Genomic DNA, 15,142 nt, shown 5'->3' with positions numbered 1-15,142 from the left:
TATCGCGACGCGACGCCAAAACGACCTCAGGTCGCATATTTGAACTCAGGCATCGCCTTCAATTGATCCTTGCTGGCGCCGCTCAGCACAGCATGGTCAGGGTACCAGGGATTCGCCTTGGCGGGCGTAGCGGCTGCCGGTGCAGCACCCGTGGTGGCAGCGCCCGTGGTCATGCCGCTTGGGGTCGAGGTCGACTTCATGCCCGACGAACCGCCGGTTGAGGACGCCGCTGTGGCGACCGGCTCATTCACGAATTTGATCTTGTCAAAAGGCACGGCGATCAGGCGTTCGCCGACACCGAGGAAACCACCAACGCCGATCACGACCGCCTTGATGTTCCCCTGTTTGTCGGTCAAGAGATCGTTGATCGAACCGAGGCTCTCATTGGCTTCGTTATACACGCTGAGACCGACCACCTTCGATGTGCGCCAATTGCCATTGAACGTCGCATCAGATGCAGCGACCGGCGCAGCCGCCGGGGTTGTTGTTGTCGTCGTTGCACTCGGGCTCTGCGCGAGTGCTGCGGTTGCCAACAGCGCCGAACCAACGATGCCAGCCGTCATGTATTTCTTGAACATCTGTTCCTCCTGTCGTTGTGGGTCGTCCAAAACCAACGCGGAGGTACAATGACTGTTCCGGTTCCACCTAAATTGGTCGTTAGAATTCGCCCCAATAAGGTGCGACGCCGTAGTGGCGATGCAGCGCTTCTTCCTGCGACCTGTCGCCCCAGTCGAATTCGCGCTTCTCGGTGAATGCCGGCGCGCTGCGTAATTCCTCTTCACTGATATCAAGTTGATACGCATCAAGCTTGCGATCAAAGGTCAATCGGGCCCAAGGCAGTGGCAGCAGGTTCGAACCAAGGCCGAGAAAGCCGCCGAAGCTGAGGATGGCGTAGGACACTTTGCCGCTGATCTTGTCGATCATCAGCCGCTCGATATGGCCGATGCGTTCGCCGTTCGGACGCCGCACGGCTGTTCCCTCGATCCGGTCGCTTGCAATCAGGCTATGCGACTTCGTCATGACGTCGGGAGCCATTGTCGCCTCCATAAATCAATTGAAGGGGTAACAATTCCCGGACGTGTTCCTTGTTCCGGCAATAGCGCGAAAGTGACGTGCACAAAAGAAACCACCACCTTTCCCTTGCGGGAAAGATGGTGGCGTCAGCCTGGTCGTAAGCGTCGCGGTAGTAATATCAGGTCTGGTAGTCGATCAGCAGCGCGGTGAAGGACGCCTTGCTGCTGGATGCCGTCGTGCTGGTTCCGCTTGCGCTATAGGCACTTGAGGACGAAGCCTCCAGCGATTGCTTCAGCGAGTCCAGGAACTGCTTCATGATATCGGAGATGCTGGTCGTACTGTCCGTATCATCGGTGCTGTCGGTGCTATCAGCGCTATCCGACGGCGGAGGACCGCCGGGAGGTGGACCGCCGGCACCGCGAGCGCCGCCTGCCCCACCCGGGCCGCCATCGGCGAAGGCAGACTCGAAGACGCCCTTCAACTCAGTGGCCTGGTCGGAGGTCAGCTTGCCGCTGGAAACCTGGGCACTGATGAGATCGTCGATCTTCGATTTCATATCGTCCGGCGAGGACCGGCTGCCGCGGCTTTGGCTCGAACGGTCAGCCTGCAGCGACGCATCGATATCGGTTAAAGCAGAGGACAGCGCATCCTGATCGCCGCTGCTGATCTTTCCGGAGGAAAGCTCGGCCTGCAGCTCCTGCTGCAGTTTTTGAAGGGGGGACTGGTAGGAACTGCTGGACGCAGCCGAGATAGAGGTCATGATCTGCTCCAAGGTGCTTGCTTAGTGCTCGCAACTTGCGGTTAACCTTCTTAACGAGGTCTTGTTATCGCCTTGCTGACATGTTGCGGTTTGTTGCACCTCCGAGACCAGCAACAGTCCGAAACAAAAAACTTCTGCAGCCCGCGCCGATCCCGGCCAAAAGAGTTCGCATGGCAAACGTACCGAACATCCTGGTCGTAGAAGACGACCGCGAAACCCGTACGCTGATCGCAAAGTATCTGCGTACCAATTCCTGCAACGTCACCACCGCCGCCGACGGGCGCGAGATGGAAAAGGTGATGGCCGACACCCGCGTCGACCTCCTGATCCTCGACGTGATGCTGCCCGGCGAAGACGGCCTCAGCCTGTGCCGCAAGGTCCGCGCCGAGTCGCAATTGCCGATCATCATGCTAACGGCGCGCGGCGAGGACGTGGACCGCATCCTCGGCCTCGAAATGGGCGCCGACGATTATCTGCCAAAACCCTTCAATCCGCGCGAACTGCTCGCACGCATCAATGCGGTGCTCCGACGACAGGCCACGGCGCTCAATGCCAGCGCCACGCCGAACGCAACGGCAATGTCATTTGCCGGCTGGCAGATCGACGTCCGGCTCCGTGAACTGCGCAATCCTGAAGGCGCGCGCGTTGCCATGACATCGGCTGAATTCGACCTGCTGCGCGCCTTCGTCGAGCGCGCCGGCCGCGTTCTGTCCCGCGACAGCCTGCTCGACCTGACGCAAGGCCGCAGCGCCGGATCGTTCGAACGCAGCATCGACGTGCTGGTCAGCCGGATCCGTCGCAAGATCGAGGTCGACCCGCAGGACGCGCAAATGATCAAGACCGTGCGCTCGGGCGGCTACATGTTCACGCCGACCGTGGAAGCGGTCGCGACGGCGACGACCAACTAGTTTCATCAGGATGTTCAGCGTCCTCAATCTGCGTCGGATCAGCGGCCAGATCACCGCCCTGGTGGTGATGTCGATCGTGGCTATCCACATCGTTCTCTCGCTGCTGTTCACGCTGATGCGACCGGACCCGAATGATCAGCAGCGGGATCGTGGCCATGGCGAGTTGATCGCGATCGTTCGCTTGCTGAAGACGACGCCGATCGCCGATCGCCCGGAGCTTCTGGTCAATCTGAAAAACGCCTTTCCCAAATTCGACATCCGGCCAATTCCTCGGGATGCAACGATCACGACCGACGATGGCCCCGACTATCCGCGTCACAGCTTACGCTGGCTGCTTGGTTCCGACGCGCGACTGCTGACAATCGATGGTGCGCCGGACAGGATCGGGATCACCCTCCCGGACGGCGAAATGTTCTCCTTCAATAGCCTGCCGGAGCGGCGACCAGGCTTCTTTCTGGGGGGGCCCTGGGTTCTGACGTTTCTGTTCGTGGTGATCAGCCTGACGCTTCTGGGCCTGTGGGCGGCCCGCATGTTGTCCGCGCCGCTTTCGGCCTTTGCCAAGGCAGCGGAAGAGTTCAGCCTGAACGGCTCGGCGGAGCCTCTTCCGGAACGCGGTCCCGAAGAGATTCGCTCCGTGGCACGCGCGCTGAACCGGATGCGCGAGCGCATCGGCACATTGATCGACGACCGCACCAAGATGCTGGCCGCGATCAGCCACGACCTGCGCACGCCGATCACCCGACTGCGGCTGCGCTCGGAATTCATCGAGGACGACGGCCATCGCCGTCACATGCTGCGCGACCTCGACCAGATGCGCTCGATGCTGGAAGCGGTGCTATCGTTCCTGCGCAATGACCGCCGGCTGGAAGAGATGACGCTGACGGATATCGCCACAACCCTGCAGCTGATCGCCGACCAGTTTGCCGATATTGGCCATATGGTGACCTATCAGGGCCCATCCCATGCCATGGCGATGGCAAGACCCGACGATCTGCATCGCGCAGTGACCAACCTGGTCGAGAACGCCGTAAAGTTCGGCTCGGAAGCGAATATCTCTCTGACGATGTCCGAGGGCGGCGCCGTCATCGACGTCGCCGATGACGGTCCCGGCATTTCGGACGCACAAAAGAACGCGATGCTGCAGCCCTTCGTGCGCGGCGACGACGCCCGCAACATGGATCATGAAGCTGCCGGCTTCGGCCTCGGCCTGTCGATCGCCCGCGCCGTAACGCTGGCCCATGGCGGGGAATTGACACTGCTGGATCGTCAGCCGCGGGGCCTGATCGTCCGCATCACGCTGCCGGCACGCGATACGGACAGAGCCGCAGCGTAGCGCTCAATTCGCCTTCACCGCGGGCGCGATGCTGTGGACCGCACCCAGCTTGCGCAGATGGATCGTGGCGATGTCATCGCTATAGACCTTCTCCCAGCCTTCCACGCGATCGAGCAGCTTGGTCGCCGCGCTCTGGGTTCGCAGCAAGGTCGCTTCGATGTCGTAGTCCTTCAGCAGCCGGAACAGATTGTCAGGTTCGATCAGGCCGCTGGCATTGTTGTGGTCGACCATCAGCTTCGTCCCGAACAATTCGGTACGGCCATCGATGAAGGTCGGCACGCCACGCGCGATCAGATAGCCGCCGAAGTCGTAATCGTTGAAAACACGGCTGAGATTGAGTTTCCGAAGTTCAGTCACGGCCTTTGCGGGCGCAGCAGCGTCTCGCGGCATGTAGCGCTGTATGGACGCCAATACGAATGTCCCGGCGATCAGACAGATCGCGATCCCCGCGAACAGCAGATGCCGCGGCGGCGATACATGATCGGCCTCTGGCCGCTGCGGTCCACCTATCTGCAAGCCAAGCGGCGTCGCCAGGACCAGCGGCGCCAGCAGCGCCAATACCTCGGCATTGCGCACATGGCTGAGAGCCATGAACACGAAGCCGATCACCAGCACGACGCGCATCGGCGGCAGCGTGATGCCGCGCCATAGCGCCAGCGCGAACGCCACCAGCACGGTCAGTTCCAGAGGCCCGGCATGATCGAAATTCGCAGGCCGCCATTCGCCGATCAGCGCGAGCGCTTCACCGAGATTGAGAATGCGACGCGACGCCAGCAGCGAGTCCCAGCCATAGGGCGTCACGCAACTTGCAGCGAGTGCGGCGATGCCGAACACAACCCAGCGCAGCAGCAGCGCGCGCTGCATCGCCTTCGGTGCATGCCAGATCGCGTCGATGCCGATTGGACCGATCAGCGCCAATCCGAGAATGAAGCCGCCGTGGAGGTTGGCCCATAGCGCCATCAGCGGCAGCAGCCAGAAGGATGGTGCGCTCTTGCGATCCATCGCATTCACGAGACCGGCGACCCAGGCCACCATCACCGGCATCGCCAGCAGATGCGGCCGCGCTACCAGATGTCCCGCCATCAGCGCCAGCGCCGTGGCAACCAGTACCAGCGTTGCCGTAGTCGGCAGCCGTTTGTCGAGAAACCGTGTCAGCATCGCGATGGTCACGGCAACAGCGCCCGCGCCAAGCACCACGGGGCCGGTCCAGCCGGCCACACCATAGACCAGCGCATAGATCACCTGCGCCAGCCACTGCGTGGAGATCCATGGCTGGCCTCGCATCGTGAAGGAATAGATGTCGGTCTGCGGCACCGCGTGGTGATCGAGAATCCACTGCCCTATTGCGATCTGCCAATAGGTGTCGGGATCATTGAGCAGCGCCTTGCCCGCCGCCAGCAGCAGCGCATAGACCGCGATTCCCGCCCAAAGCGGGAGCAGCCCGTGCATCGTCTTGCGGGTTACGACGGGATGGGTGGCGGACATCGTCATGCTCGGCATGCCCCTGGAAAACCGCAAGAAAAGCGCTGGAATACCGCAGCAAACCACGACAGGGCATAATTTGGGGTAAATATCGGGCGGAACTGGCGAATCTGGCCTACAGAAAGACTCAATTCGAGCCCTAATCCCGGATAATTGAATCGGATGGTTTAGGCCGTCTGAAAGACTGCCTCCGCTACTGGCGGAGAACGAAGTTTTCGAGACCATTCATGAAACGTATTTCTCTGTACCTGGCGACGATTCTGACTGTTGCCGCGCTTCCGCAACTGGCATCCGCGCAGCAGCGCGCCGACTATGACGCCATGGTTGCCACCCATGCTCAAGCCAATGGCGTGCCTGAAGCGCTGGTACATCGCGTGATCGTGCGCGAGAGCAAGTATCACCCCAATCTGATTGGCCGCGGCGGCACCATCGGCCTGATGCAGATCAAGCTCGCGACCGCGCGCGGCGTTGGCTACACCGGCACCGCCGAAGGCCTCCGCGATCCCAACACCAATCTCACTTACGCGGTGAAATATCTCGCTGGTGCCTACCGTGCGGCGAATGGCAATCACAACCGCGCAGTGTCCTACTATGCCGGTGGCTACTACTATGCCGCCAAACGCCAGCGCCGTGAAATTTCCGCACCGCCGCATCAGCCGATCTTCGCCAAGGATGCCGAGCGCCTGCACCTGCAGAACGCGGCCGATGCCAACGCGCAGGCTCCGAAGCCGTAATTGTGCGTGATCCGGTGATTCCCGGGGCGCGTTGACACGCCCACTCATAAGTTTACATTAGAGTCGTTCCGAGGGGGGCTCCGACGAGGAGCTGAGATACCGCAAGCTTGCACTCTTCATCCTGAAGAGACGCGCGAGACCGCGGTGACCCTTTGAACCTGATCCGGGTCATGCCGGCGAAGGGACAGGGATGTTTCAGACTACGCAATCTCCGCGCGGGGACTCTCCCGTGGCGGATCAATCGATATCAATCATTGGCGCTGGCATTGCCGGCGCATGGCAGGCGTTGATGCTGGCCAAGGCCGGTCACGCCGTCACGCTCTATGAGCGCGACAATGCCGAGATGCGCGAATCCACCACACATTGGGGCGGCGGCATGCTGGCGCCGTGGTGCGAGGCCGAAGTCTCCGAGCCCGTGGTGTCACGATTGGGCCTGCGCGCGCTCGATTTGTGGCGCGAGGAATTGCCCGATACGCCGTTCAACGGCTCGCTGGTGATCGCGCATGCGCGCGACCGCGCCGATTTCGAGCGCTTTGCGAAAATGACCTCCGGCCATACGCGGCTCGATGCGGCTGGCATCGCCGAGATCGAGCCTTCGCTCGAAGGCCGGTTTCGCGACGGGCTGTTTTATCCCGGCGAAGGCCATGTGGAGCCGCGGCTCGTTCTGCCCGAACTGCATCGGCGCATCACCGAAGCCGGCGGCGTCATCAAATACAATTGCGAGGCGAAGGCCGAAGACCTCGATGGTCTGGTGATCGACTGCCGCGGCCTTTATGCGCGCGAGCAGGACGAGGCCTCGAAGCTGCGCGGCGTCAAGGGCGAGATCATCATCATCGAGACCGATGAGGTGCAACTGTCGCGCCCGATCCGCCTGATGCATCCGCGCTGGCCGCTTTATGTGATCCCGCGCGCGAACAACCGCTTCATGCTCGGCGCGACGTCGATCGAGAACGAAGGCTCGGGCGTCAGCGTTCGCTCGGCGCTGGAGCTGCTCGGCGCCGCCTATGCTGTGCATCCGGCCTTTGCCGAAGCGCGCATCCTTGAATTCGGTTCGGGCCTGCGCCCGGCTTTCCCTGACAACCTGCCGCGGATTGCGATCGAGAAGAACACGATCGCGGTGAACGGCCTCTATCGCCACGGCTTCCTGCTGGCGCCTGCGCTGGCGGAGCTGACGCTCAACTACATCGAGCGTGGCATGATCGACAACGAGGTGATGCAATGCAAGTGATCGTCAATGGCGAGCACCGCGAGATCGAGGCGTCGCATGTCGACGCACTGCTGCAGGAACTGGACTACGAAGGCACGCATTGCGCCATCGCTGTGAATTTCGACGTCGTGCCGCGCAGCGCCTGGGCGCAGACGCCGCTGAAACCCGGCGACGAGATCGAAATCATCACGCCACGGCAGGGAGGCTAATTCCCGATGGTGAGTTTTTACGGCAAGGAATTCCAATCCCGCCTGCTGATCGGCTCGGCGCTGTACCCATCGCCCGCGATCATGCAGGACGCGATCCGTGCGTCCGGTGCCGGCATCGTTACCGTCTCGCTGCGGCGCGAATCTGCCGGCGGCAAGACTGGTGATGCGTTCTGGTCATTGATCCGCGAGCTCGACGTCACCGTGCTGCCGAATACTGCGGGCTGCCGCAGCGTGCGCGAAGCGGTGACCACGGCGAAGCTCGCACGCGAATTGTTCGGCACCTCCTGGATCAAACTCGAAGTGATCGCGGACAATGACACACTGCAGCCAGATGTGATCGGCCTCGTCGAAGCCGCCGATATCCTGATCAAGGACGGTTTCGAGGTGTTCCCCTATTGCACCGAGGACTTGAGCGTTGCGATGCGCCTCGTCGATGCCGGCTGCAAGGTGGTGATGCCATGGGCCGCGCCGATCGGCTCGGCGCGCGGCATCATCAATCGCGACGCGCTGAAGCTGCTGCGCGACCGCCTGCCCGATATCACGCTGGTGGTCGATGCCGGTTTAGGGGCGCCATCGCATGCGGCCGAAGCGCTCGAACTCGGCTACGACGCCGTGCTGCTCAACACCGCGGTCGCCAAGGCCGCCGATCCCGTCGCCATGGCCAATGCCTTCCGCCTCGCCGTCGAGGCCGGCCGCACCGGCTTCGAGGCGGGACTGATGGGCGCGCGCGATTTCGCTTCTCCTTCCACTCCAGTCATCGGGACACCGTTCTGGCATGCCGTATCCTGACCGTTTCTATCCCGTCGTCGACAGCGTTGCCTGGGTCAAGCGCCTTACCGCGCTGGGCGTCGGCACCGTGCAACTGCGCGCCAAGGATCTCGATGACGCGGCTGCGACGACACTGTTTCGCGAGGCCTTGGCTGTCACCAGCGGCACTAACACCAAGCTGGTCGTGAACGATTACTGGCGCGTCGCCATCGACCTCAAGGCGCAGCATCTGCATCTCGGCCAGGAAGACCTTGCTGACGCCGATGTCGCGGCCATCAAGAAGGCCGGCATCACGCTCGGCCTGTCGACGCATGACGAGGAAGAACTTGAAACCGCATTGCGCGCCAAGCCGGATTACGTCGCGCTCGGGCCGATCTTCTTCACGACGCTGAAGTCCATGCGCTTCTCGCCGCAGGGCATTCCGAAGATTTCGGTCTGGAAGAGGCGCGTCGGCGACATTCCGCTGGTCGCCATCGGCGGCATCAAGTTCGAACACGCCGCCGAGATTTTCGCCGCCGGCGCCGACTCCATCGCCGTCGTCAGCGACGTCACCCAGAATTCCGATCCGGATGCCCGCGTGCGGCAATGGCTCGGCCTTTCCGCACAACAAATAGCCCAATAGCCAATCCCAACGGAGGATCGTCCATGAACATCCGCTCCAATCCCGACACCACCCTGCCCGCTGTCACCACAGGCAGCCTGCCGTCGTCGAAAAAATTCTACGCGATCCCGGACGCGGCGCCCGACCTGCGCGTGCCTTTGCGCGAGATCATTTTGTCGGAAGGCGCCGGCGAGCCGAACCTGCCGGTCTACGACACCTCAGGCCCCTATACCGATCCGAACGTGCTGATCGACGTCAATAACGGCCTCGCACGTACGCGCCTCGACTGGGTCAAGGAGCGCGGCGGCGTCGAGGAATATGAGGGGCGCGCGATCAAGCCGGAAGACAACGGCAATGTCGGCGCAGCCCATGCCGCGAAATCGTTCAAGGCCTATCACAAGCCGCTGCGCGGCGTCGGTGATCACATGATCACCCAGTATGAATTCGCCCGCGCCGGCATCATCACCAAAGAAATGATCTACGTCGCCGAGCGCGAGAATCTCGGCCGCAAGCAGCAGCTCGAGCGCGCCGAAGCCGCGCGCGCCGACGGCGAATCCTTCGGCGCCGAAGTGCCGCTGTTCATCACGCCGGAATTCGTGCGCTCGGAGATCGCCCGCGGCCGCGCGATCATCCCCTGCAACATCAACCACGCCGAGTTGGAGCCGATGATCATCGGCCGCAACTTCCTCACCAAGATCAACGCCAATATCGGCAACTCCGCCGTGACCTCATCGGTCGAGGAGGAAGTCGACAAAATGGTGTGGGCGATCCGCTGGGGCGCCGACACCGTGATGGACCTCTCCACGGGCCGCAACATCCACACCACCCGCGAATGGATCCTGCGCAATGCACCGATCCCGATCGGCACCGTGCCGATCTATCAGGCATTGGAAAAGTGCGACGGCGATCCGGTCAAGCTGACCTGGGAGCTCTACAAGGACACGCTGATCGAGCAGTGCGAACAGGGCGTGGACTACTTCACCATCCATGCCGGCGTGCGCCTGCAATATATCCACCTCACCGCCAACCGCGTCACCGGCATCGTCTCGCGCGGCGGCTCGATCATGGCCAAGTGGTGCCTCGCGCATCACAAGGAGAGCTTCCTCTACACCCACTTCGACGAGATCTGCGATCTCATGCGCAAGTATGACGTCTCGTTCTCGCTCGGCGACGGGTTGCGCCCCGGCTCGATCGCGGATGCCAACGACCGCGCGCAATTCGCCGAACTGGAGACACTCGGCGAACTCACCAAGGTGGCATGGGCGAAGGGCTGCCAGGTGATGATCGAAGGCCCCGGCCATGTGCCGCTGCACAAGATCAAGATCAACATGGATAAGCAGCTCAAGGAATGCGGCGAAGCGCCGTTCTACACCTTGGGGCCGCTGACCACCGACATTGCTCCGGGCTACGACCACATCACCTCGGGCATCGGCGCCGCCATGATCGGCTGGTTCGGCTGTTCGATGCTTTGTTATGTGACGCCGAAGGAGCATCTCGGCCTGCCCAACCGCGACGACGTGAAAGTGGGCGTGATCACCTACAAGATCTCGGCGCATGCCTCGGATCTCGCTAAGGGCCACCCCGCCGCGCAGCTCCGCGACGACGCGCTGTCACGCGCGCGCTTCGACTTCCGTTGGCAGGACCAGTTCAATCTCGGCCTGGACCCGGAAACCGCCGTCGCCTATCACGACGAGACGCTGCCGAAGGAAGCCCACAAGGTCGCGCATTTCTGCTCGATGTGCGGACCGAAATTCTGCTCGATGAAGATCACGCAGGATGTCCGCGACTATGCGGCGACGCTCGGCGACAATGAGAAGGCCGCGCTCTCGCTCGGCGGCAAGGCGTCCATGGGCATGTCGATGTCAGGCGTGATCGAGGACGGCATGGCCAGCATGAGCCAGAAGTTCAAGGACATGGGCGAGCAGGTCTATGTCCAGGCGCAGGCAGTGAAGGATAGTAACAAGGCGCTGTAGGAAATAGAAAAGGCGGCATTGTCCAATCACAACGCCGCCTTTTCCTCTATTCGAAAACAACTAAACCAAACCGCCTCTCCCACTCGCTTAAGCATCAAGTATAGTGACAATTATTCTCCTTAGCCTCGAATCAATCCGAGCAATCTCCATAACAACAACCACCTTTGAGAGTGATCACTGCCGCAATCAGAAATTCGAGCTGATCGCTCGAATTATCATATGAGATTTCGACAATAGGCCGAGGAAAGGCCACCTTGTCGTTCCGACGACTAAATTCATTTAATGTTTCACGCCCGTAAAATATTGCATGGCCCCCGGTTCGTTTATCCCTCCCAATCAGAGCGCCTGCCTCCGCCAAAATCTTCCTGACCTCCTCGTGCTGCAGCTCAAAGATATCGACCTTTACGAGCGCGTTCGCTTTGGCCATCACACTAAGCTCGTCAATTCGTAGCTTGACCAAGACTTCGCTAGGAACTCCATGGGTCACGCTTGACTTTTTGTTCGAAAGCTTCATTTCCTCTTCGTCGGTCGCGAGCATATTTTCGGAGCTAATGGAGTATCGCTCTACTTCTTTCCCTTCGATGGGGGACAGACTCGATGCTCTTTTAAAAATTTCATCGGAAACCCCTTCCAATCTTCCGAAATTGACAAATCGCAGCACTTCCTCATAGATATTTTTTCGAACCGACTTTGGCTTGCCGTAGCTGTGCTCGAGATAGATTGAGGCTATACGTTCCCAGATCGCAACTTCAGTCTCCGGCGTAGTATCCCGCCGAAATCCATCAACCCAAGCGGCCATAGACGTTGGCTTCACCTCCAGAAGCGCGGCACGGATCAATCTAATTCTGGAAGTAAGCTCGGACGATAGTTTGGCATGCCGAAGCGGAGCCAATTTTATTGCGTTAATGTCTACATCTGCAGCTCGCCCAGAGCGTGATATTTCCATTACGGCAAGGCGCTGATTCACCCGCGAAAATAACTCCGGCTTGACTATCTCAATAATCTTAAATGCGACCGCCTCGATCGAACTCTTATCTGCCATCAAAGAGAATTTATCAGCAAGTGTTGGACTAAACTTTATCACGTCCTTCTTCGAAATATTGAGCCACACAGGCACAATCGACTTCCGCCCATTTATTTCTTTGGCGACAAGGCCACTCAACTCATATTCTGTCCAACGCTTTTTGAGAAACGCTTCGGACAACACGACTACGCCGAACTTGCTGCGAGAGAGCCCTTTATCTATGGAGCGCGAGAGGCTATCTCCGACCTTCAATGAGAACTCATCGTACCAAATCTCAACTCCTGCATTTTTCAAGAATTCAGCTAACGGCCGGACAAACGTCTCCTTGTCTTCGCTCGCATGACTTATGAATGCATCGAAACGCTTTGGCATTGCCCCTCTTTCTATTCAGCATAGCCGCAATCCGGGAGATCAACGGCGCATTTGAAATTATACTTCGAAGATCGAACGGAAAACATAGTCCCGATCGGCGAGGTAACATTTCAATTTTCTTCATTGTGCTCACACATCGTCCTTTTTCCTCTCTCCTGACACAACATATAAAGGGCATAGCCAATATCGTAACAACGGCATAACGCCATGCACGCCACTCACTGGCTGCGCCTACCCCTCTCCCCTATCTTCGCCGCCGTTACGAAGCATGCCTCGGCGTTGGAGACCTGATCCATGATTTCTTTCGCGCATTCGTTGTTGCTGCCGGTGCGGCAGTGGCTTTGACATCCATCAGCAGCGAGCGCGCCGCTGCGCAATCCTCCACCGCCACCGCCACCGCCACCGAAAAGCTCAACGCCTGTGTCGGCTGCGTCAGCAGTCTCTCGGAACGCGCACTTGACACGCGGACGCGCCAGTTCAGCTGGGCGCCGAAATCCGGCGCACCCGACACGGAACGGATCTACGGGCTCTACAAGATCTCCGCAGCAGTGTGATAACATCATCACTGAACGACGACACAATCCGCGGAGGCCAGAATCATGCATCACCTCACGCCTCTTTCTGGTCTTCTCGGCGGCGCGCTGATCGGGCTCGCTGCCTCCATGCTGATGCTGCTGACCGGACGCATCGCCGGGATCAGCGGCATTTTCGGGGGGCTACTCCAGCCCGGTGCCGGCGATCGCGGCTGGCGCATCGCCTTCGTCGCCGGACTTCTGGCGGCGCCCCTGCTCGCTTCGCTTTCGGGCATACCATTGCCAGCACCGGCGATGCCGGCGAGCCTGATCGTCATCGTTATTGCCGGGCTTCTGGTCGGTTTCGGCAGCCGCATGGGCGGCGGCTGCACATCCGGCCATGGCGTATGCGGTATCGCACGCCTGTCAGCACGTTCAATCGTCGCCACAGCGATCTTCATGGCCGCAGCGATCGCCACGGTCGCCGTCGTGCGTCACGGTATCGGAGGCTGATGCAATGCCACTTGTTTTCGTCAGCTTTGCTTGCGGCCTCGTGTTCGGCATCGGTCTCCTGATCTCGGGCATGACGGACACCGGGAAAGTACTCGGCTTCCTCGATATCTTCGGGGCGTGGGACGCGACGCTGGCTTTCGTGATGGCCGGCGCCGTCGCGGTCACCGGTCTTGGCTTCGCACTGGCGCGGCGGCGCGGCGCACCTGTCCTTGCCGCAACGAACCTGTGGCCGACACGCAAGGACGTCGACACGCCACTCGTCGTCGGGGCCACGCTGTTCGGGATCGGCTGGGGCCTCGTAGGACTCTGTCCTGGCCCCGCGCTGGTCAATCTCGCGGGGCTCGGCCTTCCGGTGATTGTGTTCGTTGTCGCAATGGCGGTGGGCATGCTCGGTCACGATGCATGGAGCACACGCACGCTCATGCGACAGACCGAGAAAGCGTAGATCGGGTAACGGCCTGAACCAATCGTAACCTTGAAAGCGACCAATGCTGTACCCGCGGCATGGCACTATGGGCGGCGATCACTGGCTGTGCTCGCACCACTCCCCTATCCTCACCGACATCACAAGGCATGCCATCTCAATGTGCTGGAGACCTGATCGATGATTTCTTTTCGCGCATTCACTGCAGCCGCCGGCGCGGCATTCGTCATGATCTCGGCAGGTACCACCCCCGCCTCTGCGCAATCCTCCATCGCCACCGAAAAGCTCAACGCCTATGTCGGCTGCGTCAATGACCTATCGGAACGCGCACTGGACTCGCGGACGCGCTACTTCAGCTGGGCGCCCAAATCCGGCCCGACCGGCAAGGAGCGGATCATCTACGGGGTCTACAAGATCTCCGGCAGTGCGGACTGCAAGAAGAATGTCGAAGCGGCCAATGCGATGGAGCCGCATGATGCGGCGCTGGAGGCCGCGGCATCAGCGTATGCGAGCACGGCGAGCGCGCTGGAGCCGCTGCTGAAGGAAGCGGACGAATATTACACGCAGGAGAATTACAAGGACGACAGGATGGCCAAGGGCCGGGCGCTGCATCCGCGCCTCGTCGCCGCCTGGGATGCATTCGCAGCCGCCGACAAGACCCTGCGTACCGCGACCGAAGCGATCAACGACAGGCGCAAGGTGGAAGAGCTCGCCGCCATCGAGGCCAGGGAGGGCCGCAAGGCGCGCTATTATGTCGAGGCGGTGATGATCGATGCGCAGCGCCTGTTCCGCGCGCAGGACACCGACAGGCTCGATATCGAGGCGATCACCAAAGCGCTCGCAGCCTATGAGGCCACCGTGAAATCCCTCGAAGAAGCGGCCAGCGCCGACGCCGACGCAAAGGTCGGGTCGATGTATATCAGCAGCGCAAAGTCGGTGCTCGTCACCGGCAAGCAGTTGATGCGCCGCATCCGCGACAAGGTGCCCTACTCCACCGGCGACAAGATGATGATCAATGCCAATAGCGGCTGGATGGTCGAGGGCTCGCCGCAGCGGCTCTTGCGGGACTATAACCACCTGATCGACGCCTATAACCGGGGCTCCAGGATCTAGTGCGCGTCCTGCGCGCTTATCGAAATGCCGGGTTCAAGGCGCCGAAGCTGACAAAACGATTTTTTGTTGTAAAGCTCCGGCGGTACATCCAATGGTACCCACGCATTAACCCTTCGTTAACCAATCGCGCCCACCCTGCCGCAACGTAACGGCTGGGGCTGTTCGTTCTCGATGTTGTTGCTTCGCGCGACGAGG

At 60.6% G+C, this 15,142-nt stretch carries 17 protein-coding genes and 1 riboswitch; of the genes, 12 read left to right on the top strand and 5 right to left on the bottom strand.

Annotation, left to right across the window (positions count from 1 at the left end; translation table 11 throughout):
- Positions 1-26: 26 nt before the first annotated feature.
- The 3 genes from AB8A27_RS05465 to AB8A27_RS05455 all read right to left on the bottom strand — a co-directional run bounded on the left by AB8A27_RS05465 (position 27) and on the right by AB8A27_RS05455 (position 1,786).
- On the bottom strand, positions 27-578 hold the full coding sequence (locus AB8A27_RS05465; RefSeq protein ID WP_441241029.1) for a PRC-barrel domain-containing protein: 552 nt from the start codon (positions 576-578) through the stop codon (positions 27-29).
- Between the two features lie 79 nt (positions 579-657).
- Positions 658-1,035, bottom strand: a complete 378-nt coding sequence (locus AB8A27_RS05460) for a PRC-barrel domain-containing protein (protein ID WP_441241028.1) — start codon at positions 1,033-1,035, stop codon at positions 658-660.
- A gap of 157 nt (positions 1,036-1,192) precedes the next feature.
- Entirely contained in the window at positions 1,193-1,786 is a 594-nt protein-coding gene (locus AB8A27_RS05455) for a hypothetical protein (RefSeq protein WP_441241027.1), read from the bottom strand.
- 158 nt (positions 1,787-1,944) lie between these two features.
- Here AB8A27_RS05455 and AB8A27_RS05450 point away from each other — a divergent pair, with 158 nt between their 5' ends.
- On the top strand, positions 1,945-2,682 hold the full coding sequence (locus tag AB8A27_RS05450) for a response regulator (RefSeq protein ID WP_441241026.1): 738 nt from the start codon (positions 1,945-1,947) through the stop codon (positions 2,680-2,682).
- A gap of 4 nt (positions 2,683-2,686) precedes the next feature.
- On the top strand, positions 2,687-4,015 hold the full coding sequence (locus AB8A27_RS05445) for an ATP-binding protein (protein WP_441244833.1): 1,329 nt from the start codon (positions 2,687-2,689) through the stop codon (positions 4,013-4,015).
- Positions 4,016-4,018: 3 nt separating this feature from the next.
- Here the strand turns inward: AB8A27_RS05445 and AB8A27_RS05440 are convergent, their stop codons facing one another.
- Positions 4,019-5,506: a hypothetical protein gene (locus tag AB8A27_RS05440; protein ID WP_441241025.1), complete on the bottom strand. Its 1,488-nt coding sequence runs from the start codon at positions 5,504-5,506 to the stop codon at positions 4,019-4,021.
- Positions 5,507-5,724: 218 nt separating this feature from the next.
- Between AB8A27_RS05440 and AB8A27_RS05435 the strand changes: the two genes are divergently transcribed.
- The 6 genes from AB8A27_RS05435 (at position 5,725) to thiC (ending at position 10,989) form a co-directional block, all read left to right on the top strand.
- A complete protein-coding gene (locus tag AB8A27_RS05435; RefSeq protein WP_441241024.1) occupies positions 5,725-6,231 on the top strand; it encodes a transglycosylase SLT domain-containing protein in 507 nt (168 codons plus the stop codon).
- Positions 6,232-6,292: 61 nt separating this feature from the next.
- Positions 6,293-6,434, top strand: a riboswitch (TPP riboswitch).
- Positions 6,422-7,459 (top strand): FAD-dependent oxidoreductase, encoded by a 1,038-nt coding sequence (locus tag AB8A27_RS05430; RefSeq protein ID WP_441241023.1) that lies wholly within the window; start codon positions 6,422-6,424, stop codon positions 7,457-7,459. (Overlaps the previous riboswitch by 13 nt.)
- Positions 7,450-7,647 (top strand): sulfur carrier protein ThiS, encoded by a 198-nt coding sequence (gene thiS, locus AB8A27_RS05425; RefSeq protein ID WP_441241022.1) that lies wholly within the window; start codon positions 7,450-7,452, stop codon positions 7,645-7,647. Before AB8A27_RS05430 ends, thiS begins: the two co-directional genes overlap by 10 nt.
- Positions 7,648-7,653: 6 nt before the next feature.
- Positions 7,654-8,436, top strand: coding sequence for a thiazole synthase (locus AB8A27_RS05420; protein ID WP_441241021.1), 783 nt, complete (start codon positions 7,654-7,656; stop codon positions 8,434-8,436).
- Entirely contained in the window at positions 8,423-9,037 is a 615-nt protein-coding gene (locus tag AB8A27_RS05415) for a thiamine phosphate synthase (protein ID WP_441241020.1), read from the top strand. The genes AB8A27_RS05420 and AB8A27_RS05415 overlap by 14 nt, the downstream gene beginning before the upstream one ends.
- Before the next feature lie 23 nt (positions 9,038-9,060).
- Positions 9,061-10,989, top strand: coding sequence for a phosphomethylpyrimidine synthase ThiC (gene thiC / locus AB8A27_RS05410; protein ID WP_441241019.1), 1,929 nt, complete (start codon positions 9,061-9,063; stop codon positions 10,987-10,989).
- Positions 10,990-11,119: 130 nt separating this feature from the next.
- Here the strand turns inward: thiC and AB8A27_RS05405 are convergent, their stop codons facing one another.
- Positions 11,120-12,385, bottom strand: coding sequence for a toll/interleukin-1 receptor domain-containing protein (locus tag AB8A27_RS05405; protein ID WP_441241018.1), 1,266 nt, complete (start codon positions 12,383-12,385; stop codon positions 11,120-11,122).
- A gap of 341 nt (positions 12,386-12,726) precedes the next feature.
- Between AB8A27_RS05405 and AB8A27_RS05400 the strand changes: the two genes are divergently transcribed.
- The 4 genes from AB8A27_RS05400 to AB8A27_RS05385 all read left to right on the top strand — a co-directional run bounded on the left by AB8A27_RS05400 (position 12,727) and on the right by AB8A27_RS05385 (position 14,947).
- The gene (locus AB8A27_RS05400) at positions 12,727-12,939 is read left to right on the top strand and encodes a hypothetical protein (RefSeq protein ID WP_441241017.1); all 213 of its coding nucleotides are present in this window, start codon (positions 12,727-12,729) and stop codon (positions 12,937-12,939) included.
- 45 nt (positions 12,940-12,984) lie between these two features.
- The gene (locus tag AB8A27_RS05395; protein WP_441241016.1) at positions 12,985-13,410 is read left to right on the top strand and encodes a YeeE/YedE family protein; all 426 of its coding nucleotides are present in this window, start codon (positions 12,985-12,987) and stop codon (positions 13,408-13,410) included.
- 4 nt (positions 13,411-13,414) lie between these two features.
- Positions 13,415-13,855, top strand: a complete 441-nt coding sequence (locus tag AB8A27_RS05390) for a DUF6691 family protein (protein WP_441241015.1) — start codon at positions 13,415-13,417, stop codon at positions 13,853-13,855.
- 159 nt (positions 13,856-14,014) lie between these two features.
- The gene (locus AB8A27_RS05385; RefSeq protein ID WP_441241014.1) at positions 14,015-14,947 is read left to right on the top strand and encodes a YiiG family protein; all 933 of its coding nucleotides are present in this window, start codon (positions 14,015-14,017) and stop codon (positions 14,945-14,947) included.
- Positions 14,948-15,142 lie beyond the last annotated feature (195 nt).

It is taken from the genome of Tardiphaga sp. 768_D3_N2_1 (assembly GCF_052076105.1).
GTDB lineage: Bacteria > Pseudomonadota > Alphaproteobacteria > Rhizobiales > Xanthobacteraceae > Tardiphaga.
Note: the sequence above shows the minus strand (reverse complement) of the source record. Positions and strands in the feature narration are given on the sequence as shown.

Bases quoted from the DNA above. Each gene is read 5' to 3' on its own strand.
- AB8A27_RS05440 (WP_441241025.1), bottom strand. From the start codon at position 5,506: ATGACGATGTCCGCCACCCATCCCGTCGTAACCCGCAAGACGATGCAC.
- thiC (WP_441241019.1), top strand. From the start codon at position 9,061: ATGAACATCCGCTCCAATCCCGACACCACCCTGCCCGCTGTCACCACA.
- AB8A27_RS05405 (WP_441241018.1), bottom strand. From the start codon at position 12,385: ATGCCAAAGCGTTTCGATGCATTCATAAGTCATGCGAGCGAAGACAAG.
- AB8A27_RS05395 (WP_441241016.1), top strand. From the start codon at position 12,985: ATGCATCACCTCACGCCTCTTTCTGGTCTTCTCGGCGGCGCGCTGATC.
- AB8A27_RS05460 (WP_441241028.1), bottom strand. From the start codon at position 1,035: ATGGCTCCCGACGTCATGACGAAGTCGCATAGCCTGATTGCAAGCGAC.
- AB8A27_RS05430 (WP_441241023.1), top strand. From the start codon at position 6,422: ATGTTTCAGACTACGCAATCTCCGCGCGGGGACTCTCCCGTGGCGGAT.
- AB8A27_RS05450 (WP_441241026.1), top strand. From the start codon at position 1,945: ATGGCAAACGTACCGAACATCCTGGTCGTAGAAGACGACCGCGAAACC.
- AB8A27_RS05390 (WP_441241015.1), top strand. From the start codon at position 13,415: ATGCCACTTGTTTTCGTCAGCTTTGCTTGCGGCCTCGTGTTCGGCATC.
- AB8A27_RS05435 (WP_441241024.1), top strand. From the start codon at position 5,725: ATGAAACGTATTTCTCTGTACCTGGCGACGATTCTGACTGTTGCCGCG.
- AB8A27_RS05420 (WP_441241021.1), top strand. From the start codon at position 7,654: ATGGTGAGTTTTTACGGCAAGGAATTCCAATCCCGCCTGCTGATCGGC.
- AB8A27_RS05415 (WP_441241020.1), top strand. From the start codon at position 8,423: ATGCCGTATCCTGACCGTTTCTATCCCGTCGTCGACAGCGTTGCCTGG.
- AB8A27_RS05385 (WP_441241014.1), top strand. From the start codon at position 14,015: ATGATTTCTTTTCGCGCATTCACTGCAGCCGCCGGCGCGGCATTCGTC.
- thiS (WP_441241022.1), top strand. From the start codon at position 7,450: ATGCAAGTGATCGTCAATGGCGAGCACCGCGAGATCGAGGCGTCGCAT.
- AB8A27_RS05465 (WP_441241029.1), bottom strand. From the start codon at position 578: ATGTTCAAGAAATACATGACGGCTGGCATCGTTGGTTCGGCGCTGTTG.